General features: G+C 72.0%; 17 protein-coding genes. 11 read left to right on the top strand and 6 right to left on the bottom strand.

Annotation, left to right across the window (positions count from 1 at the left end; translation table 11 throughout):
• Positions 1–78 precede the first annotated feature (78 nt).
• Genes HWD93_RS09295 through HWD93_RS09280 form a run of 4 tightly spaced genes read right to left on the bottom strand, consistent with a single transcriptional unit; the run spans position 79 to position 5,326 of the window.
• Entirely contained in the window at positions 79–1,032 is a 954-nt protein-coding gene (locus tag HWD93_RS09295; RefSeq protein ID WP_071295577.1) for a carbohydrate ABC transporter permease, read from the bottom strand.
• A 3-nt stretch (positions 1,033–1,035) separates the two neighbouring features.
• A complete protein-coding gene (locus HWD93_RS09290) occupies positions 1,036–1,986 on the bottom strand; it encodes a carbohydrate ABC transporter permease (RefSeq protein WP_070418198.1) in 951 nt (316 codons plus the stop codon).
• Between the two features lie 51 nt (positions 1,987–2,037).
• Positions 2,038–3,345, bottom strand: coding sequence for a sugar ABC transporter substrate-binding protein (locus HWD93_RS09285; protein WP_261646649.1), 1,308 nt, complete (start codon positions 3,343–3,345; stop codon positions 2,038–2,040).
• 4 nt (positions 3,346–3,349) lie between these two features.
• Entirely contained in the window at positions 3,350–5,326 is a 1,977-nt protein-coding gene (locus tag HWD93_RS09280) for a glycoside hydrolase family 127 protein (protein ID WP_261646648.1), read from the bottom strand.
• A gap of 165 nt (positions 5,327–5,491) precedes the next feature.
• On the opposite strand from HWD93_RS09280, the gene HWD93_RS09275 reads away from it, so the two are divergent.
• The 6 genes from HWD93_RS09275 to HWD93_RS09250 all read left to right on the top strand — a co-directional run bounded on the left by HWD93_RS09275 (position 5,492) and on the right by HWD93_RS09250 (position 13,002).
• Positions 5,492–6,541: a LacI family DNA-binding transcriptional regulator gene (locus HWD93_RS09275; protein ID WP_261646647.1), complete on the top strand. Its 1,050-nt coding sequence runs from the start codon at positions 5,492–5,494 to the stop codon at positions 6,539–6,541.
• A 267-nt stretch (positions 6,542–6,808) separates the two neighbouring features.
• Positions 6,809–8,554, top strand: coding sequence for a xylulokinase (locus HWD93_RS09270; RefSeq protein ID WP_261646646.1), 1,746 nt, complete (start codon positions 6,809–6,811; stop codon positions 8,552–8,554).
• A complete protein-coding gene (locus HWD93_RS09265; protein ID WP_070418203.1) occupies positions 8,551–9,249 on the top strand; it encodes an L-ribulose-5-phosphate 4-epimerase in 699 nt (232 codons plus the stop codon). The genes HWD93_RS09270 and HWD93_RS09265 overlap by 4 nt, the downstream gene beginning before the upstream one ends.
• Complete coding sequence (gene araA, locus HWD93_RS09260) at positions 9,246–10,787, top strand: L-arabinose isomerase (protein WP_261646645.1); 1,542 nt, start codon at positions 9,246–9,248, stop codon at positions 10,785–10,787. Before HWD93_RS09265 ends, araA begins: the two co-directional genes overlap by 4 nt.
• Positions 10,788–10,797: 10 nt before the next feature.
• Positions 10,798–12,057, top strand: a complete 1,260-nt coding sequence (locus HWD93_RS09255) for a D-arabinono-1,4-lactone oxidase (RefSeq protein WP_261646644.1) — start codon at positions 10,798–10,800, stop codon at positions 12,055–12,057.
• A 96-nt stretch (positions 12,058–12,153) separates the two neighbouring features.
• The gene (locus HWD93_RS09250) at positions 12,154–13,002 is read left to right on the top strand and encodes a cation-transporting ATPase (RefSeq protein ID WP_261646643.1); all 849 of its coding nucleotides are present in this window, start codon (positions 12,154–12,156) and stop codon (positions 13,000–13,002) included.
• Between the two features lie 14 nt (positions 13,003–13,016).
• Here HWD93_RS09250 and HWD93_RS09245 read toward each other — a convergent pair whose 3' ends face one another.
• Entirely contained in the window at positions 13,017–13,970 is a 954-nt protein-coding gene (locus HWD93_RS09245; protein ID WP_261646642.1) for a winged helix-turn-helix domain-containing protein, read from the bottom strand.
• 56 nt (positions 13,971–14,026) lie between these two features.
• Here HWD93_RS09245 and HWD93_RS09240 point away from each other — a divergent pair, with 56 nt between their 5' ends.
• From HWD93_RS09240 to HWD93_RS09220, 5 genes are all read left to right on the top strand, one after another.
• Positions 14,027–15,319 carry an MFS transporter gene (locus HWD93_RS09240; protein WP_261646641.1) on the top strand — a complete coding sequence of 431 codons (1,293 nt, stop codon included), beginning with the start codon at positions 14,027–14,029 and terminating at the stop codon, positions 15,317–15,319.
• A gap of 212 nt (positions 15,320–15,531) precedes the next feature.
• On the top strand, positions 15,532–17,199 hold the full coding sequence (locus HWD93_RS09235; protein WP_070418206.1) for an ABC transporter substrate-binding protein: 1,668 nt from the start codon (positions 15,532–15,534) through the stop codon (positions 17,197–17,199).
• Positions 17,196–18,884, top strand: a complete 1,689-nt coding sequence (locus HWD93_RS09230) for an ABC transporter ATP-binding protein (RefSeq protein ID WP_261646640.1) — start codon at positions 17,196–17,198, stop codon at positions 18,882–18,884. The genes HWD93_RS09235 and HWD93_RS09230 overlap by 4 nt, the downstream gene beginning before the upstream one ends.
• On the top strand, positions 18,881–19,819 hold the full coding sequence (locus HWD93_RS09225) for an ABC transporter permease (RefSeq protein WP_229086871.1): 939 nt from the start codon (positions 18,881–18,883) through the stop codon (positions 19,817–19,819). The genes HWD93_RS09230 and HWD93_RS09225 overlap by 4 nt, the downstream gene beginning before the upstream one ends.
• Complete coding sequence (locus tag HWD93_RS09220) at positions 19,816–20,814, top strand: ABC transporter permease (RefSeq protein ID WP_071295586.1); 999 nt, start codon at positions 19,816–19,818, stop codon at positions 20,812–20,814. Before HWD93_RS09225 ends, HWD93_RS09220 begins: the two co-directional genes overlap by 4 nt.
• A 72-nt stretch (positions 20,815–20,886) precedes the next feature.
• Here HWD93_RS09220 and HWD93_RS09215 read toward each other — a convergent pair whose 3' ends face one another.
• Positions 20,887–21,159, bottom strand: coding sequence for a hypothetical protein (locus HWD93_RS09215; protein WP_071295587.1), 273 nt, complete (start codon positions 21,157–21,159; stop codon positions 20,887–20,889).
• Between the last annotated feature and the right edge of the window lie 41 nt (positions 21,160–21,200).

Raw genomic sequence — 21,200 nt, 5'->3', positions numbered from 1 at the left:
CAGCGGCAACGCCGCCCCGCGCGCGGCAGCGCCGCCCCCGCACGGTGCGAGGACGGCGCCGCCCGGCTGACCCGACCGTCAGCCCTTCAGCGCGCCGGACGACAGCCCGGCGACGTAGAACCGCTGCAGCCCGACGTAGAGCGCGATGCACGGGATCATCGCCACGACCGACCCGGCCACGAGGTTCCCGTACGACACCTGCCCGTACGCCCCGGTCTGCAGGTTGAGCAGTGCGACGGGCAGCGTGTAGAGCGAGTCCTTCGTGAGGAACGTCAGCGCCCCGAGGAACTCCGTCCACGACGCCAGGAACGCGTAGAGCGCGGCCGTCGCGGCACCCGGCAGGAGCAGCGGCCGCAGCACCGACACGACGACGCGAAAGCGGGAGGCCCCGTCGACGAACGCCGAGTCCTCGAGCTCCGTCGGGATCGACTCGAACGCGTTCCGCATCACGAAGACCCCGAACGGCAGGTTCACCGTCGTGTAGAAGAGCACGAGCCCGAGCAGTGAGTTCGTGAGCTTCATCGCGTTCATCTCGAGGTACAGCGGCGTGAGGATCGCCTGGAACGGCACCATCATCGTCAGCAGCACCAGTCCGAAGACGACCCCGGAACCGCGGAACCGGAATCGCGCGAACCCGTACCCGGCCATCGTCGCGATCACGGCGGTCAGGACGGCCGTGGCGATCGACACGACGAGCGAGTTCACGACGCCGGTGAGGAGGTGCGACGAGGGGCTGAAGACCGCGGCGAAGTTCTGCCACCCGAGCTGGAAGAACGTCGCCGGGTCGGCCGCCTGCGTGATGACGGCCTCGGACTGGAAGGCCCGCAGGATCGACCAGATGAGCGGGACGCCGAACACCAGCGTCGCGCCGACCCCGGCGATGACGTACAGCGTGCGCTTCACGGCGGTGTCGCGCGGGTGGCGCACGCTGCCCTGGTGGCGGCGACGGCGGCCTCCGTCGCCGGAGGTGGTCAGCGTGCGGGTGGACAGGTCCGGGGCCGCGAGGCCCGCACGGGAAGCGGTGGTGCTCATGGCTCAGTCCTTCTCTCGCAGTGCCCAGAACTGGAACACGGTGACGGCGGCGATGACGACGACGAGGGCGATCGACTCGGCGGTCGCCGCGCCGAGCTGCAGGTTCACGAAGCCGCGGTTGTAGATCGCGTTGACGATCGTCGTGGTCTCCGTGCCCGGCCCGCCCTGGGTCAGGATGTAGAACTGGTTGAACGCGAGCAGTGACCCGATGACCGAGATGATCGCGCTGAGGGCGAGCGTGGAGCGGATCATCGGCATCGTGATGAGGCGTTCGGTCTGCCACCACGAGGCCCCTTCGAGCTGGGCGGACTCGTACACCTCGTCGGGGATGCCCTGCATGGCGGACATCACGAGCACCATCGTCAGCCCGGACACCGCCCAGACGACGAGCACGCAGATGAGCAGCGTCGCGAGCGGGCCGTTCACGAGCCACGCCGTGCTGCCGTCGGTGATCCCGAGCCAGCGCAGCACCATGTTCACCGCGCCGGAGTTCGGCTGCGCCTCGAGCACGAGCATGAACGACAGCGTGGTCAGCCCGACGACGTACGGCAGGAAGAACACCGTGCGCAGGAACGTCGACCCGCGCCGTCGGGCCCGGATGAGCACGGCGAGGAAGTACCCGAGCGCCAGGATCGGCACCGTCACGATCGCCGTGTAGAGCAGCGTGTACCCGATGGCGTGCACGAACGTCGGGTCCTGGAACAGCGTCAGGTAGTTCTGCAGTCCGATGAACCGGTACGGGCCGATCAGGGGCCAGTTCGTGAACGAGATGTAGAGCGCGAACACCAGCGGCGCGAGGACGAACACCGCGACGAACACGATCGCCGGGGTGACGAGCACGGCGCCGGTGCGCGGCGGGTGCGTGAGCGAGTTCCGGGACGGACCCGGGCGGCTGACGCCACGGCCGACGGTCGGACGGCCGGCGCCGGTCCGTCGGTTGGAGACGGTGGTCATGTCTGCACCTCTCTGTGCAACGAGCGAACGAGCGAGCGAGCGAACGGTCGCTCAGGCCTGGACCTGGTCGAGGATGCGGGTGTAGTCCGACTGCGCCGTCTTCATGGCCGCAGCGGCCCCCGAGCCGAACACCGCCTCGCGGAACATCGCGAAGTACGGCGACGAGGGCTGGTTGACGAGCAGGTTGTACGCGAGCGTCTGCGGCGCGTACCCCTTCTCGATCGCGTCGAGCGGGCCGAACGCGAGCGGGTACTTCTTCCGGTACGCGGGCGTCGCGGCGTCGGACCGGGTCGGGAAGTACCCGCCGTCCGGCAGCGCCTGCTGTTGCTGCAGCCCGTTCGCGTACTGCATGAACGCCCAGCCCCCGGACGGGTTCGCCGCCCCGTTCGGGATGCACATGTTGTCGCCCCCGTCGAAGAACGAGCGCTTGCCGTCCCACGACGGGATCAGCACCGTCTGCATCTTCGCGCGCATCGCCTTCGTCGCGGCGGGCACGGTCGCACCGTACGAGGTCGGGAAGATGCCGACCTTGCCGGCCCGGAAGTCGGCGCCCCACGTGGTCCCGGCGTCCGCGTAGGTCGCCTTCGACAGCACGCCGTCCTTCCACAGCTGCCGGTAGAACTCGAGCATGCGTTCGAGCGCCTCGTTGCCGGTGATGTTCGCCGTCTGCTTGCCGACCTCGCCGGACATCATGTCGACGCCGGTGGCCCAGACGTGCGGCTGCGTGACGAACCCGATGATGCCGGCGGCGTTGCCCGAGATCGACCACCCGTACACGTCGTCGCCGGTCTTCCGGATCGCCTTCGCGGCGGCGAGCAGCGAGTCGAGGTCCTTCGTCGCGTCCTCGACGTCGAGGCCGGCCCGGTCGAACAGCTCGGTGTTGACGAACAACTGCGAGTTGTCCGCCAGGTACGGCAGCCCGTAGTACCGGTCGCGGTACTCGAGCAGCCGGAGGTGGCCTGGCGAGATCGCGTCGAAGTAGTCGAGCCCCTTCACGACGTCGGTGAGGTCGGCGAACGCCTCGCGGAAGATGAACAGCTGCGAGTTGATGTCGTCGATGTCCACGACGTCCGGCGGCTCACCACCACGGATCGCGGTCGCGAGCTTCGTCACGTACTGCCCGTCCGGCACGGGCGTCAGCTCGACCTGCAGCTCCGGGTTCGCCTTGTTGAACCCGGCGACGGCCGCGGTCAGTCCGGCCTGCGTCGCGGAGCGGCACCAGACGTGCACGGTGCCGGTCGCGTTCCGGCCGAAGCTCGCGACGCGCGCGTCGACCTTCGGCAGGGTGCCGGAGCACCCCGCCAGGGCGAGGGCCGCCCCGCCGGCGAGACCGCCGGCGAGGAACGCTCTGCGGTCCATCGTGTCACCGCGCCAGCGGGAGCCAGACGCGCATCGGCGCGGCTCCGCGGTTCGCCCAGGCGTAGTACGGGACCGCGGTGGCGGTGACGTCCTGGAGGCGCGTGGCGGCCGCCGTGGACCCGGCCGCGTCGTCGACGCTGGTCGCCGCACCTGCGTGATCCGTTCCTCCTGGAGCGTCCAGTCGGCGGTACGGCCACGCTGCCTGCGCGTGCTCGGCCGGGGCGTGTCCGGCGACGCGCAGCGTGACGACGCCGTCGAGGAGCCCGTCCTGGCGCTCCTCGGTGATCGGCGCGTCGGCGTCGACCGTCAGGTCGTCGACCGTGAAGCCCTGCTGGTCCGCCTGCTCGACCGCGTACACGAGCGGTCCGCGCTCGATGGCGACCTGCCCGCGTGCGGCGTCGATCCGGGCGTCGGCGACGTACCGGTGCGGCGTCGTGTCGAAGACGAGCTCGACGGTGTCGCCCGCCGTCCACTCGCGGTCGATGACGTGCAGCGTGCCCGCGGCGGGGCTGGCCGTGCCGTCCGGACCCTGCACCGTCGTGGTGTCCGACCACGACGGGATCCGCAGGCCGAGGGCGAGCGGGCCGTCCTCGGTGACGGTCACGACCACGCGGCCGTCGTGCGGGTACCCGGTCTCGACGTCGACGCGGCCGAGCGAGGCCGTGGCGTACTGGTGCAGCTGGAGGCCGCCGTCGGTCGCGGTCGCCAGGTAGCCGTCGAGGCTCGCGAACGTCCGCATGATGTTCGGCGGGCAGCAGGCGCAGTCGAACCAGCCGCGGCGGCCGTGCGCGGGGGAGCGGTTCTCGTCCTGGTGCGCGTGGTCACGCTGCTGCAGCGGGTTGACGTAGAAGTACTCGGTGCCGGCGAGGCTCACGCCCGCGAGGAACGCGTTGTACAGCAGGCGCTCGATCGCGTCGGCGTACACGGGCTTCCCGGTCGCGAGGAGCAGGCGCCAGGCCCACTGGATCCCGCCGATGGCCGCGCAGGTCTCGGCGTACCCGCGGTCGGTCGGGAGCTCGTACGGGTCGCCGAACGCCTCCCAGTCCCAGCGCGCGCCGAGACCGCCGGTGATGAACGCCTTCGTGGCCATCATGTCCGCGAACTGCGTCTCGCTCGCGGTCAGGAGCTCGGTGTCGCCGGTCTCGATCGCGACGTCCACGGCGCCGGCCGCGAGGTACACGGCGCGGACCGCGTGGCCCTCGACGGTCGTGGCCTGGCGGCTCGGCACCCGGTCGGAGAAGTACGTCGGCTCGCCGCCGGCGCGCTCGATGATGCCGGTGCCCCGGGCGTCGACGAACCAGTGCGCGAGGTCGAGGTAGTCGCGGGTGCCGGTCTCGCGGTAGAGCTCCACGAGGCCCATCTCGACCATCGGGTGGCCGTCGACGTCGCGGACCTTGCCGGGGCCGTCGCCGAACGTGCGGACGAGGTGGTCCGCGTTCTTGATCGCGACGTCGAGCAGCCCGGTGTCGCCGGTCGCGCGGTGCTGCGCCACGGCCGCCTGGTACAGGTGTCCGGCGCAGTACATCTCGTGGCTCCACTTGAGGTCCGTGTACCGCTCGCCCTTCCCGCGGATCTGCTGCACGGAGTCGAGGTAGCCGTCGTCGGCCTGCGCCTGGGCGTACAGGGCGGTGACCTCGCGCTGGAGTTCCAGCAGGTCCTCGGCGGGGGCTCGGCCGTACTCCCACGCCACCGCCTCGAGCCACTTCGTGACGTCGGAGTCCATGAAGATCGGGCCGGTCGCGTCGCCCTCCTCGAGGCCGGCGGCGATGCGGAGGTTCCGGAAGTTCCCGGCCGCCTCGAGCAGGGCGTACCCGCCGCGGACCGCGTCGCGGCCGTTCCGCTCCTGTCGGAGGGCCCAGAAGCCGCCGGTGATCCGGGCGTCGCCCGTGGGCAGCGGACGGAGCGTCAGGTGCGCGTCCGCGGTCGGGAGGACCGGGGTCGCGGTGTGCGCGCGGCTGTCGGTCGCGAGCGTGGTGGTCATGTCGCCTCCTTGCGATGTGACTCAGGCCGGGTCCGGTTCCGTGCTGGTTCCGGAAAACGGTTTCTGCGGAGGACGTTACGACACGACCTGGAGGCGCGCAAGGGCGTCTTCTCACATCGTGCGTATAGTCGTGGTCAGTTTCCCGCATCCGGAAAGGGGTTTGCCGTGACACTGGAGCGCGCTGGGCGGACCGTCCGGATCACCGACGTCGCGGCGCTCGCCGGCGTGTCGATCGGCACCGCCTCGAAGGCACTGAACGGCACCGGGCAGCTCCGGGAGTCGACGCGCGCGCGGGTGAAGGACGCCGCCGAGAAGCTCGGGTTCGTCGGCGACGCCCGGGCCCGCGCGCTCTCCTCGGGGCGGACCTACACGGTGGGCATGATCACGACGGACTCGTTCGGCCGGTTCTCGATCCCGGTGCTCCTCGGCGCTGAGGACGCCCTCTCCGCCGGGCAGATGGCCGTGCTGCTGTGCGACACCCGCGACGACCACGTCCGCGAGGCCCACTACCTCCGCTCGCTCGCCGCCCGCGGGGTCGACGGCATCATCGTGACCGGCCGTTCCGCCGACGCCCGGCCGCCGATCGACGTGCCGATCCCGGTCGTGTACGCGTTCACGCCCTCGACCGACCCGGACGACGTGTCGGTCACGCTCGACGACGCCGCCGGGTCGGCGGCCGTCGCCGCGCACGTGCTGTCGACCGGGCGACGGCGGGTGGCGATCGTGACGGGGCCCGAGCGGCACCGGTCGGCGGTCCGGCGTGTGTCCGGCGCCACCGAGGTGCTCGGCGCGAGCCTCGTGGCCGAACCGCTGTACGGCGAGTGGTCGGAGCGGTGGGGGCGGCAGGCGGTGGACGTGCTGGCGCGGGGCGTGGGGCTCGCGTCGGCAGGGACCGGGGCTGGGGCAGCGTCCGGGTCGGGTGCGCTCGGCGTGGACGCGATCGTCTGCGGGAGCGACCAGATCGCGCGGGGCGTGTGCGATCGGCTGCGGGAGCTCGGGCTGTCCGTGCCGGACGACATCGCGGTCGCCGGGTTCGACGACTGGGACGTGATGGCGCTCGCGAGCCGGCCGCCGCTGACCACGGTGGACCTGCGCCTCGAGGAGCTCGGGCGCGTGGCGGGTCGGGCGCTGCTCGACCTCATCGACGGGGGCGCTGCGGCGTCCGCGACCGTGACTCCGTCCCTGGTCGTCCGCGAGAGCACCGTCGGCGCGTAGGGCCCGCGCGGGGCGCCAGTCGGCGGGCGGGCCGAGGTCGCACGACTCGCCGTGGCCTGGTCCGTCAGGTCGCACGACGTGCCGTTCGGGGCGGCGGCGAGCGGCAGTTCGTGCGACCTCGCCGAGCGCGGGCGGGCGGCGGCGGGTGGCGGCGTGCGGCGGTTCGTGCGACCTGGGCGGGCGTGGGCGTGGCGGCGTTGCGGGAGTGAGCGCTCACGTGCCAGGATGTGAGCGCTCACGGAGGACGACGAGGTTCTGGAGGAACGCATGGGCGACGACCGCAGGCAGCAGGTCGTGGACGGCCGCACCACGCTCGGGATCGAGCTCGGCTCCACCCGCATCAAGGCGTGCCTCGTGGACGAGGACCTCGTCCCCATCGCCGCGGGTGCCCACGAATGGGAGAACGAGTTCGTCGACGGGCGCTGGACGTACTCCCTCGAGGCCGTCGAGACCGGACTCCGCGCCGCGTACGCCGCCCTCGTGGCCGACGTCGAGGCCCAGTACGGCGTCACTCCGACGACCTACCGCGCCGCCGGCGTGAGCGCGATGATGCACGGCTACCTCGCGTTCGACGCCGCGGGCGAGCTGCTCGTGCCGTTCCGCACCTGGCGCAACACCTCGACCGGCCCCGCCGCCGAACGACTCAGCGATGCCCTCGGGTTCAACATCCCGCTGCGCTGGTCCATCGCGCACCTGTACCAGGCCGTCCTCGACGACGAGCCGCACGTCGCCGACCTCGCGAGCGTCACGACCCTCGCCGGGTACGTGCACCGACGGCTCACGGGGCGGGACGTGCTCGGCGTCGGCGATGCGAGCGGTGTCTTCCCGATCGACAGCACCCCGGCGGACAGCGGTCCGGGCGACCCCGGCACGCGCGACTACGACGGCGCGATGCTCCGGACGGCCGAGGACCTGATCGGGGTCGGGGACCTCCGGGCGCTCCTGCCCGAGGTGCTCGTCGCCGGGGACGACGCGGGAGCCCTCACCCCCGAGGGAGCCGCGTGGCTCGACCCGTCCGGCACCCTGCTCCCTGGTGTTCCCCTCTGCCCGCCCGAGGGCGACGCCGGCACGGGCATGGTCGCGACGAACGCCATCGCACCGCGCACGGGCAACGTCAGCGTCGGCACGAGCATCTTCGCGATGGTCGTGCTGGAGCACCCGCTCGCGACCCCGCACGAGGAGCTCGACGTCGTGACCACGCCCTCCGGGGACGCCGTCGCGATGGTGCACTGCAACAACGGTGCGAGCGAGATCGCGAGTTGGGCGCGCGTGTTCGGCCGGTTCGCCGAGGCCGCGAGCGAGCGCACCGGCAGCACGGCACCGGACATCGACACCGTCTACGCGACGCTGTTGGCCGAAGCCGAGCACGCGGACCCCGACGCCGGCGGCCTGCTCTCCTTCAACTACCTCGCCGGGGAGCCCGTCACGCACGTCGAGGACGGCCGACCCCTGCTGCTCCGGACCCCGGACGCACGCTTCACGCTCGGCAACCTCGTGCGCTCCGAGGTGCACGGCGCCTTCGCCACCCTCGCGATCGGCATGGACGTCCTGCACGGCGAGGAGGTCCAGGTCGACCGGATGACGGCCCACGGCGGGCTCTTCCGGACGCCCGGTGCACCGCAACGCCTGCTCGCAGCCGCCCTCCGCGTGCCCGTCGCGCTCGAGGAGACCGCGGGCGAGGGCGGTGCGTGGGGGATCGCGGTGCTCGCCGCCTACCTCGAGCACACCGACCAGCACCTGGCGGACTTCCTCGCCGACACGGTGTTCGCCGGTGACGCCGTGCACGTGGCCGAGCCCGAGCCGGCCGACGTCGACGGGTTCCAGACGTACCTCGAGCGCTACCGGCGGGCACTGCCCGTCCAGGACGTCGCCGCCGCAGCGACCCGCCCCGAGGCGACCTCCACAAACACCGACACCAGCGCCAGCGCGACCACCAGCGCGACCACCCCCGGAGCCGAGCCGACGACGGCAGGCGAGCCGCGCCTCCAGGCCGAGAAGGAGCCGACCCGATGACCACCGACACCCAGCAGGCCGTCGCCGCCACCCGCGATCGCGTCGCCCGCCTGCACGGCGAACTCGTCCGCTACGGCCTCGTGATCTGGACCGGTGGCAACGTCTCCGAGCGGGTGCCGGGCACGGACCTCTTCGTCATCAAGCCGAGCGGCGTGTCCAGCGACGACCTGACCCCCGGGAACCAGGTCGTCTGCACGCTCGACGGGGTGCCGGCCGACGGCTGGGACAACAGCCACGGGCCGAGCTCCGACACCGCCGCGCACGCCTACGTCTACCGGAACATGCCGGAGGTCGGCGGCGTCGTGCACACCCACTCGACGTACGCGACGGCGTGGGCGGCACGGGCGGAACCGATCCCGTGCGTGATCACCGCGATGGCGGACGAGTTCGGCGGACCGATCCCGGTCGGGCCGTTCGCGATCATCGGCGACGACTCGATCGGACACGGCATCGTCGAGACCCTCGCGGGCCACCGCTCTCGTGCCGTCCTCATGCAGAACCACGGCGTCTTCACGATCGGCCGCGACGCGAAGGACGCCGTCAAGGCCGCCGTGATGTGCGAGGACGTCGCCCGGACCGTGCACATCGCGAAGCAGGGCGGGGACGTCGTCCCGATCGCCGAAGCAGACATCGACCGACTCTTCGATCGCTACCAGAACGTCTACGGACAGACCCCCGAAGGAGCACTCCAGTGACCCACGACACCGCGACGCACGTCGTCGACCCCGCCGAGACGCTGGCGGGCTACGAGGTCTGGTTCCTCACCGGGTCCCAGGGGCTGTACGGCGAGGAGACCCTGCGCCAGGTGGAGTCGCAGAGCAAGCACGTGCACGAGACGCTGGCGCCGCACGTGCCGGTGAAGCTCGTCTGGAAGCCCGTGCTGAAGGACGCCGACGGCATCCGGCGCGCTCTCATCGAGGCCAGCGCGGACGACAAGGTCATCGGTGTGACGACGTGGATGCACACGTTCAGCCCCGCGAAGATGTGGATCGGCGGCCTGCAGGCGCTCACGAAGCCGCTGCTGCACCTGCACACCCAGGCGAACGTCACGCTGCCGTGGGCGGACATCGACTTCGACTTCATGAACCTCAACCAGGCGGCGCACGGTGACCGGGAGTTCGGGTACGCCCTGGCGCGCCTCGGCGTCCGGCACGCCACCGCCGTCGGGCACGTCTCGGACCCCCGCGTCCAGCAGCGGGTCGCGAACTGGACCCGCGCCGCCGCCGGTGCCGCGGCCGTGCGGGAGCTCAAGCTCACCCGGTTCGGCGACAACATGCGGTACGTCGCGGTCACCGAGGGTGACAAGACCGAGGCGGAGATCGAGCTCGGCGTGCAGGTGAACACCTGGGCCGTCAACGAGCTGGCCGAGGCGGTCGCCTCGGCGGAAGCCGACACGGTAGCGGTCGATGCGCTCGTCGCGACCTACCAGCAGGACTACGACGTCGACCCGTCGCTCCGTGACGGTGGTGACCGCCACCAGTCCCTCCGCGACGGCGCCGCGATCGAGATCGGCCTCCGCACCCTGCTCGCGCAGAACGGGTCCGCCGCCTTCACCACCAACTTCGAGGACCTCGGCACGCTCAAGCAGCTGCCCGGCCTCGCCGTGCAGCGCCTGATGGCCGACGGGTACGGCTTCGGTGCCGAGGGTGACTGGAAGACCGCCGTCCTGGTCCGTGCGATGAACGTCGCCGGCGCCGGGCTCCCCGGTGGCGCGTCGCTCATGGAGGACTACACGTACGACCTCACGCCGGGTGCCGAGAAGATCCTCGGCGCGCACATGCTCGAGGTCTCGCCGACCCTCACCACCACGAAGCCGACGCTCGAGATCCACCCGCTCGGCATCGGCGGCAAGGACGACCCGGTGCGCCTGGTCTTCACGGCCGACGCCGGCGAGGCCGTCGTGGTCGCGCTCTCCGACACCCGCGACGGCTTCCGTCTCACGGCGAACGTCGTGGACGTCGTCCCGCCGACCGCCGCGTTGCCGAAGCTGCCCGTCGGTCGCGCCGTCTGGGAGCCGCGCCCGTCGTTCCCCGTCGCGGCGGAGGCGTGGCTCACCGCCGGTGCCGCCCACCACACCGTCATGACGACGGCCGTCGGCCTGCAAGTGGTCGAGGACTTCGCGACCATGGTCGGCACGGAGTTCCTCGTCATCGACGAGCACACCACCGAGCGTGGGTTCCGCGACGAGCTGCGCCTCCAGCAGACGTGGCACCGTCTCGACCGAGGGTTCTAGGCTCGTGACCGTGAGTGCGACGACGCGGACGAACTGGGCGGGCAACGTCACCTACCGGGCGTCGGGCCTGGCGCGCCCGACGTCGGTCGACGAGCTGCAGCAGCTCGTCGCGTCGACGCCGCGCCTGACGGCGCTCGGGTCACGGCACTCGTTCAACACGATCGCCGACACGGACGCGCTCCAGGTGTCGCTGGCGGACCTGCCGCCGGTGCTCGACATCGACGAGGACCGCCGGGTCGTGCGCGTCGCCGCCGGCATGATCCACAGCCGGGTGGCCGCGGGCCTGGAGGCGCGGGGCTGGGCACTCGCGAACCTCGCCTCCCTGCCGCACATCTCCACCGCCGGCGCGGTCGCCACCGGCACGCACGGCTCAGGCGTCCGCAACCCGTCGCTCGCGCAGGCCGTGGTCGGTCTCGAGGTCGTCCGCGCTTCCGGAGACCTGGCGTTCGTCGATGCGTCGACACCGGACGGTTCCCTCGACGCGCACCGGGTGGCCCTCGGCGCGCTCGGTGTCGTCACCGTGGTGGAGCTCGCGATCGAGCCCACCTTCCAGGTCGCCACGACCGTGCACCTCGACCTGCCGTGGGACGCCGTCGCCGCGCACTTCGACGAGGTCGTGTCGGACGCGTACTCGGTGTCGCTGTTCACCTCGTTCGACGACCGCGGAGCCCGGCAGGTCTGGGTCAAGCACCGCGTGGGCGAACCGGCACCGGCCGTCGACCTCGTCGCGCTCGGCGCCCGTCCCGCCGACGGTCCGGTGCACCCGGGGGAGAACGACCCCGCGGGCGTCACCGAGCAGGGCGGCGTGCCGGGGCCCTGGTCCGAGCGACTCCCGCACTTCCGGTCCTCGTTCACGCCGTCGACCGGGGCGGAGATCCAGGCGGAGTACCTGCTCCCGGCCGGTTCCGCGGTCGACGCATTGCAGGCGCTCCGACCCCTGGAATCGCTGTTCGCGCCGATCCTCATCGCGGCCGAGGTCCGGACGATCGCCGCCGACACCGCGTGGCTCGCACCGTCCTCGGAGCGGCAGTCGGTCGGCATCCACTTCACGTTCCGGCGGGACGCGGCCGCGGTGGCAGCCGCGGTGGAGCGGATCGAGGAGGTCCTCGCGCCGTTCGACGCCCGCCCGCACTGGGGGAAGGTGTCGGCGGCGAGTGCCGAGCGGCTGCACGAGGTGTACCCGCGGCTGTCCGACTTCGCCGCGCTCGCCCGTGACCTCGACCCGACCGGACGGTTCCGGAACGCGTTCCTCGCGCGCATCCTGGCCTGACCGGGGTCGGCGTTCCCAGCGGCTTCGGATGACATCTCCGGCCGATCCACCGGGGCGTTCCTGAGCGCTCACATGTGCGATCACAAAGGTTGGGGCATGGCGAACCTCAACCGCATCATCGGCATGGCCGGCAAGGTCATCGACAAGCAGCTCCAGAAGCGCGGGCAGGCGGGACCCGCGGCCGGCGCCGGGCAGCAGCAGGGCGGGACGGACTGGCGCGGCATCGTCCGGAGCGCGGCGGACAAGCTGACCGGGCACGACCGGAACCAGCAGGCGCAGCACGGGCAGCAGCAGCCGTACGGCCAGCAGCATCCGTACGGCCAGGCGCCCGGCCAGCAGCAGCACGGCCAGCGGCAGCACGGGTCGGCCGACTCCGACCAGGTCGCGATCGCCAAGTACGACTACCTGCTGCGGACCGCCCCGCCGGAGCAGCTCGAGCAGGTCCACCACGACGCCTTCGCCCGGCTCACCCCCGCGCAGCGCCAGCAGATCCGCAACCGCCTGAACTCCGAGCTGCCGCCGCACGAGCACCTCCGCGACGACTCCGCCGGTGGGATGGCCCGCGCGATGACCCGCGGCGAGGTCGCTCGGCCCGGACTCGTCCGACGTGTCCTGGGCGGCGGCGGATCGGCGGGGCGCGGCCGCGGTGGAGCGTTCGCCGGCGGGGCAGCGGTCGGTGCCGGTGCGATGGCGCTCGGCGGTCTGGGCGCAGCGGTCGCCGGTGGCGCGGTGCTCAGCGCGGCCGCGGGGCCGGTGCTGGCCGAGGCCGCGAACCTCGGCGTCGACTTCGAGGGCATCGCCGCCGGGATCGGCGACCTCGGACTCGGGGACCTCGGCGGTGGTGTCGAGGGACTCGCGGGCGAGGGCGAGCAGCTCCTCGGTGGGCTCGGCGAGCAGGCGTCGAACCTCGGCAACGACTTCCTCGGCGGGTTGTTCGACCGCTGACCCGGTGCCGCCGGTCAGGTCCGGGTCAGGGCATCTCCCACGGCACTCCGGTAGTACAGCACGGCCCGCCCGTACCGCGACCGGTTCAGCAACCCGCCCCGCTCCATCACGCGCAGGTGCTGGTTGACCGCCGAGGTCGACACCCCGAACCGCAGCGCGAGGTCGGTCGACGACGCCGGTTCGCCGAGCGCGCCGAGGAGCGCCGCGCGGGTCGCCCCCAGGAGGTCCTGCACCGAACCCGCGTCCGGGTGGTCCGACGTCGACCACATCGCGCCCTGCCCGCGGGCCGGGTACATCACCGTCGGCAGCAGGTCGTCGTCGATCGGGACGGAGGCCCGGACGACGAACATCGACGGCACCAGGGTCAGCCCGTCGCCGTCGACCGGTCGATCGCGCGCGACCGGGCTCGTCAGCCGCACGTCGAGGTCCGTGCCGTCGTACCGCACCGCGTCCGACAGGCCACCGAGGACCGCGCCGATCCCCTCGTGCGACGCGATCCGCGCCCGGTGGCTGACGTCCGCCTGCAGCACGGCACGCATCCGTGCCCAGTGCGGCGCGAAGCAGAGCTCCCACGCGGTCGAGAGGGCGTGCTGGAGCCGCTCGACGACGGCGTCGTGTCGTCCCGTGAACACCCGGGGGACCGTGCCGTGCACCCGTTCCAGGTCGGCGAGCATCCGCGCCCGGGGGAGCCGGCCGAGGGCGCGGAGCTCCTCGTCGATGGACGTGAGCGGTGATGCGGGCCGCGGGTTGACGAAGTCGGCCACCCACCGGCGCTCGTCCACGAGTCCGAGCAGCACCTCGTCGTCGAGCAGGGGCCGGACGGCGGCGATCCGGTCGAGCCACGGTCGTTGCAGCGGGTAGCGGTCGGGCGCCCGGAACGCACGGAGGCCGAGACCGAGCTCGGAGAGGGGCGAGATCCCGAAACGGATCGCCGAGACGTCGCTCGGCTCGAGTCGGTACCGGATCATGAAGCCCCACGCTACATCCGTTGTCCCGGCTCCCGCCCGGGTGCGAGAACTGGACCATGCGCAGCACCACTGCACCCCGGGTCCCGATCGGCACGCTCGTCCGGGACGACCGTGCCCTCCGACGGCTGCTCGTCGTCACGTTCGTGGACACCCTCGGTCGCGGTGCGTTCTTCACCCTCACCACGCTGTACCTCACCACGATCGTCGGCATCGCCCCGGTCGTCGTCGGACTCGGGCTGACCGTCGCCGGAGCCGTCGGCGTCGCCAGCTCCCTGGTGTTCGGGCACCTCGCGGACCGGTTCAGCTCGCGCCGGATGCTCGCGTGGCTGCACGTCGTGCAGGGACTCGCCCTGGTCGGGTACGTGCTCGTCCACGACCTCCCGACGCTCGTCCTGACGGCGTCCGTGGTGACGCTGGCACAGCAGGGCGGCAGCTCGGTCCGCTCGGCCGCGGTCGGTCGGGCGTTCCCGGGGGAGGAGCGGGTCCGGGTCCGGGCGACGATGCGGACCGTCACGAACGTCGGCATCGGGCTCGGCACGGCGGTCGCGGCGATCCCGCTGGCCGTCGGGACGGGTGCGGCCTACCGGGTGACGATGGTCGCCGCGGGCATCCTCTTCCTGGCGTCGGCGGTCCTCGTGCTCGGCCTGCCCGCCGCGCGGATCGACGCCGCGCCCGCCGAACGGACCGACACGGGCACCATCGTCGTCCGGACGCCGGACGGTCGCAGTCCCTACCGTGACGCGAGGTTCCTGACGATCACCGCCCTCACCGGGATCTTCGGCATCCAGTTCGGGTTGTTCGAGGTCGCCGTGCCGCTGTGGGTCGTGCAGCACACCGTGGCACCGGACGTCCTCGTGTCACCCCTGCTCCTCGTGAACACGCTCGCGGTCGTGCTCCTGCAGGTCCGGATGAGTCGGGGGACGGACACGGTCGGAGGCGCTGCGCGGGTGATGCGGCACGCGGGGTGGCTGATGGCGCTCGCGTGCGGGCTGTGGGCGGCGGCCGGGTGGGTGCGCGGTGACGACTGGGTGCCGATCGCGCTCGCCGCCGGGATCCTCGTCGTCGCAGCGATCGCGCACTCGTTGGCCGAGATCACCTCGAGCGCCGCGGGTTGGGCGCTGAGCTTCGAGCTGGCGCCGGCCGACCGGGTCGGGGCGTACCAGGGCGTGTACGGCACCGGGTTCGCGATCGGCGCGATGGTCGCCCCGACGGTGGTCACCGTCACCGCCATCGACCTCGGCACCCCGGGGTGGGCGGTCCTCGCGGTCGTGTTCCTCGGCGCGGCGCTCGGCACCGCAGACGTCGCCCGACGGGCCGCGACGCCCGTCGTCCGGGCGCATCGGGAATAGACCGGGGTCGCACGGCGATTGGACCGTTACGCCGTGCGACGTCGGCTGTGCCCGGGATTCGGACACTGTCCGATCGCGGTGTCAGGATGGACGACGCCCCGACAGCCCGACGCCCCGACACACGGAGCCTGCACCGGCTCCGGAGCGCGGCGACACGTCACGGCCACCCCACGGCTGCGCACCACCACTTCCCCACGAGGAGCACCACCGTCATGAGACGCCCGAACCGCCTGACCATCACCGCTGCGGTCGCCGCAGCTGCAGCCCTGGTCCTCACCGGCTGCTCGGGCGGGGGCGCCTCGGACGACGCCTCGGGCGGAACGTCCAAGGGCGGCACGCTCAACATCCTGACGACGGCCACCGCGGTGCACCTCGACCCGGCGACCAGCCAGAACCTCAACATCACGACGCTCGGCCTCGTGCTCCGTCGCCTCACCGCGTGGGACGTCGAGCCCGGCAAGACGGCCAAGGTCGTCCCCGACCTCGCGACGAACACCGGCGACTCGAGCGACGGCGGCAAGACCTGGACCTACCACCTCAAGAAGGGGCTGAAGTTCCAGGACGGCACCGAGATCACCACGAAGGACATCAAGTGGGGCATCGAGCGCTCGTTCGCGCCGACGCTCACCGGTGGCCTGAGCTACCACAAGTCGCTCCTCGTCGGCGGTGACAGCTACAAGGGTCCGTTCGACGGCAAGACCCTCGACAGCATCGAGACCCCGGACGACTCGACGATCGTCTTCAAGCTCAACGCGGCCTACGGCGACTGGCCGTGGATCGTGTCGATGCCCGCGTTCGCCCCGGTCCCCGAGGGCGACGGCACCGACACCGGTGCGTACGACGCCAAGCCCGTCGCCTCCGGCCCCTACGAGGTGCAGTCCAACACGCAGGGCTCGCAGATCACCCTCGTGCGGAACGAGGAGTGGAGCGCGAAGACCGACGACGTCCGCACCGCCGGCCCGTCGAAGGTCGTGTTCAAGGAGAGCCAGGACCCGTCGACCGTCACCCAGACGCTCATCGCCGACAACGGTGACGCGAAGGACTCGTTCGGCGCGACGTACCTCGGTGCTGCGGAGCTGAACCAGGTCCGCTCGAACCCGGCCGCCCAGGACCGCCTCGCCACCTCGAAGGCCGGCCCGATCAACTACCTCGCGATCAACACGCAGAAGGGCTCGCTCAAGGAGCTCAAGGTCCGGCAGGCGCTGCAGTACGCCGTCGACAAGAAGTCGTACCGGATCGCCGCCGGTGGTGCCCTCGCCGGCTCCTACGCGACGACGCTCATCACGCCCGGCATCGCGGGGCGCCAGCAGTACGACCTGTACGAGCCCGGTGCCACCGGTGACGTGGCCAAGGCGAAGAAGCTCCTGCAGGAAGCGGGTGTGTCGGACCTCAAGCTGACCCTGGTGACGCAGAACGACTCGGCGAACCTGGCCGAGGCGCAGGCGATCCAGGCCGGCCTCAAGCGCGCGGGCATCACCGTCACGCTCAAGCCGCTCGACATCGACTCGTTCTATACGGCGACGACGGACGGTGACGACTTCGACCTCGCGATGTTCAGCTGGCAGCCGGACTTCCCGAGCGCGAACGCCAACATCCAGCCGCTGTACGACTCGTCGCAGATCGGTGGGGGCGGCTACAACGTCTCGAAGTACAGCAACCCCGAGGTCGACGCCCTGATCAAGCAGGCGACGGGCACCATCGACCAGCAGGATGCGCAGAAGCTCTGGGCCGAGGCGGACAAGAAGATCATGGCCGACGCCCCGATCGTCCCGCTCACCTACGCGAAGCAGTCCTTCCTCGCCGGTTCGAACGTGCAGAACTTCCAGATCGCGGACTTCCCGGCGTACCCGAACTACCTCAAGGTCTCGCTCGCCAAGTGAGTGCACCGCTGCTCGAGGTCGAGGGGCTCCGTGTCGCGTTCGGCGACGCGGAGCCCGTCGTCCGTGACGTCTCCTTCACCCTGACACCCGGCCGCGTGCTCGCCCTCGTCGGCGAGTCCGGGTCGGGCAAGTCCGTCAGCGCGATGAGCGTGCTCGGTCTGCTCCCGCCGGAGGCCCGCGTCACCGGCAGCATCCGCTTCCGCGGCACCGAGCTCGTCGGGGCGTCGGACGACGAGCTCCGAGCGGTCCGCGGTGCCGGCATCGGCGTCGTGTTCCAGGAGCCGATGAACTCGTTCACCCCCGTGCTCTCGATCGGCACCCAGATCGCCGAGGCGATCACGGCCCACCCGACGGACCTCGACCGACGCGGTGTGTCCGCGCGGGCCGACGAGCTCCTCCGCGCGGCCGGGCTCCCAGACCCGCAGCGGATCCGGAAAGCCTACCCGCACGAGCTCTCCGGCGGCCAGCTCCAGCGGGCGATGATCGCGATGGCCCTCGCCGGTGACCCGGTCGCCCTCATCGCGGACGAGCCGACCACCGCGCTCGACGTCACGGTGCAGGCGGGCATCCTCGACCTGCTCCGCACGCTGGGTCGCGAGCGCGACCTCGCCGTGCTGCTCATCACGCACGACATGGGCGTGGTGGCGGACGTCGCCGACGAGGTGCTCGTGATGCGACGCGGCGACCCGGTCGAGCACGGGACCGTCGCCGATGTGTTCGCGCACCCGGACGCCGAGTACACGCGGGCACTCCTCGCGGCGGTACCGGCCCTGGAGGCGCGACCCACCTCCGCACCGCACGCTGCGGACGGTGAGACGGTCGCGTCCACCGCGCCGGCCGACGAGACGGAGACGAGCCGCGCCTCCCGGCCCCTCGTCGCGCAGCTGCGCGACGTCGCCGTGCGCTACGCGCGCCGCGGTGACCCGACCGTCTCCGGCATCGACCTGACGCTCCGCGCGGGCGAGACGCTCGGACTCGTGGGGGAGTCGGGGTCCGGCAAGTCCACCATCGGACGTGCGCTCGCCGGTCTCGTGCCGGTCGTCGCGGGGTCCGTCGAGGTGGACGGCAGCGACCTCCGCACCGCTCGTGGTGCACGCCTGCGCGAGCTCCGCAGCCGGGTGGGCATCGTCTTCCAGGACCCCGCGTCCTCGCTCAACCCGCGACAGACCATCGGGTGGAGCATCGCCGAGCCCCTCCTCGTGCACGGCACGGCCTCGGCGGCGGACCGTGCCGAACGGGTCCGCGAGCTGCTCGTGGCGGTCCAGCTCGACCCGTCGTGGGCCGAGCGCTTCCCGCACCAGCTCTCCGGGGGGCAGCGGCAGCGCGTGGCGGTCGCCCGGGCCCTCGCGCTCCGGCCCGCGCTCGTGATCGCCGACGAACCGACCTCGGCGCTGGACGTCACCGTGCAGGCCGCCGTGCTCGACCTCCTCGCGGCACTGCAGCAGGACTTCGGCTTCGGCATGCTCCTCATCAGCCACGACCTCGCCGTGGTGCGGCAGCTCGCCGACGAGGTGGTCGTGCTGCACGACGGCCGCGTGGTCGAGCGCGGCACGACCGACGCCGTGCTCGACGATCCGCAGCAGGACTACACGCGCATGCTCCTCGCGGCGGCGCCCGTCGCGGACCCGGCGCGACAGGCCGCCCGCCGCGAGGCCTGGCGCGCGTGGGAAGGGGTGGCCTCGTGACCGCCAACGTCGTCGACCGTCCGGTCGCGGCATCCGCGAACCGGAGCACCGGCTTCCGCGCCGTCGTCCGCCGCGTGCGTCAGGACCGCTGGGCGGTCGCGTCCGCGGTCGTCATCGTGGTGTTCGTCGTCGTCGCGCTCGCGGCGCCGCTCATCGCCGCCGTCACCGGCCAGGACCCGTACGGGTACCACATCGACGCGCTCAACTCGTTCGGCGCCCCGCGCGGGGTCGGCGGCGGGATCAGCGGCGAGCACTGGTTCGGGGTCGAGCCCCTGACCGGGCGCGACCTGTTCGCGATCGTCACCTACGGTGCCCGCACCTCGCTCGGCATCGGGATCGCCGCGACGATCGTCTCGATCGTCATCGGCGTGCTCGTCGGCGTGACGACCGGGTTCTTCGGCGGCTGGTACGACCGCGTCCTCTCCCGCGTCGTCGACGTCATCTTCGGCTTCCCGTCGCTCGTCTTCATGATCGCCCTGACCGCGATCGTCCCGACGTCGTTCCCGAAGCCCGTGCTCGTCGTCCTCGTCATCGGGTTCTTCGGGTGGCCCTCGGTCGCCCGTGTCGTGCGCGGGCAGACGCTGTCGCTCGTCACCCGGAACTACGTCGTCGCCTCCACCGCGATGGGCGCCGGGCGGTGGCACGTCATCCGGACGCAGCTGCTGCCGAACCTCGCCGCGACGATCACCGTCTACGCGACGATCTCGATCCCGTCGATGATCGGCGCCGAGGCCGCGCTGTCGTTCCTCGCCGTCGGCGTCACCCCGCCGACGCCGTCGTGGGGTCGCAGCATCGGCGACGCGATCGGCTGGGTGCAGACCGACCCGATGTACCTCGTGTTCCCGGGCTTGGCGCTGTTCCTCATCACCCTGGCGTTCAACGTGCTCGGCGACGCCCTGCGCGACGCCCTCGACCCGCGGAGGAGCAACCGGTGACCACCTTCCGCTTCATCGCGATCCGCGTGCTCGGCGCAGCAGTCGTCCTGCTCGTCGTGGCCGCGATCACCTACGCCCTGTTCATGCTGCTGCCGACGAACCCGGCGCGCGCGATCTGCGACAAGCCCTGCACGCCCGACCGGCTGCGCGAGGTGCAGGCGTTCCTCGGGACGGACAAGCCGTGGATCGCCCAGTTCGGGGCCTACCTCGCGGGCATCTTCACCGGGCGGACGTTCGGGTCCGGCGCCTCCGTCATCCACTGCGCGGCGCCCTGCTTCGGGTACTCGTTCCAGCTCCACGACAGCGTCACGAACCTCATCCTCACGCGCCTGCCCGTCACGGCGTCGATCGCCGTCGGCGCAGCCGTGCTCTGGCTCGTCGCCGGTGTGGCCGGTGGCGCGCTGTCGGCCCTGCGCCGAGGCACGTACGTCGACCGCACGGTCATGACGATCGCCGTCGCCGGGGTGTCCGCGCCGTCGTACCTCGTCGGGCTGCTGGCGATCCTGCTGTTCGGGTTCGTGCTCGGCGTCCTGCCCACCAGCGGCTACGTCGCGTTCGGGGACGATCCCGTCGGGTGGTTCACGCACCTCGTGCTGCCGTGGTGCGTGCTCGCGTTCATCAGTGCGGCGATCTACGCCCGGCTGACCCGGGGCGAGATGCTCGAGTCGATGTCGCAGGACTTCGTCCGGACCGCCCGCGCGAAGGGCCTCCGTGAACGCCAGGTCGTCGTGCGGCACGGGCTGCGGACGGCGATCCTCCCCGTGGTGACGCTGTTCGGACTGGACCTCGGGTCGCTGCTCGGCGGTGCCGTCATCACCGAGAAGGTGTTCTCGATGCAGGGGCTCGGCGCGCTGCTCATCGACGCGGTGCACACGCTCGACCTGCAGGTCGTCGTGGGGTTCACGCTGTTCTCGGCGCTGCTCATCGTCACGGCGAACGTGATCGTCGACGTCGTGTACGCGTTCGTCGATCCGCGGGTGCGCCGCCGGGCCTAGGCGGCGCGGCGCGGCCGGACCGCAGCGTGCGAGGTTCCGCGCAGCACCGGTGGCACAGTGGGTCGAGCGGACTCAGCCGTCGACCGGCTCCGCGGACCGTGCAGCCCGGACGACCTGCCAGACCGCGAGGGCGACGACGGCGGCCCCAGCGGCCCCGGCGATCCACGATCCGGCGACCCCGAGCACGGGTTCGGTCTCGCAGGAGCTCGTGCCCTGGCCGGGAGCGGCATCGGAGCAGCTGGTCACCTGGACCAGGACCAACCACAGCACCGTCACGGCCACGATGACGGCGACCGTGCTCCACCCCACCACCCGCTCCACGACCCGCTCCGTCCCCGACGTCATCAGTGACGACCAGGCTCGCACGGTCCGGGCGGCCCGTCGGT

This window comes from Curtobacterium sp. C2H10, from assembly GCF_025407985.1.
Classification (GTDB): Bacteria; Actinomycetota; Actinomycetes; order Actinomycetales; family Microbacteriaceae; genus Curtobacterium.
Note: the sequence above shows the minus strand (reverse complement) of the source record. Positions and strands in the feature narration are given on the sequence as shown.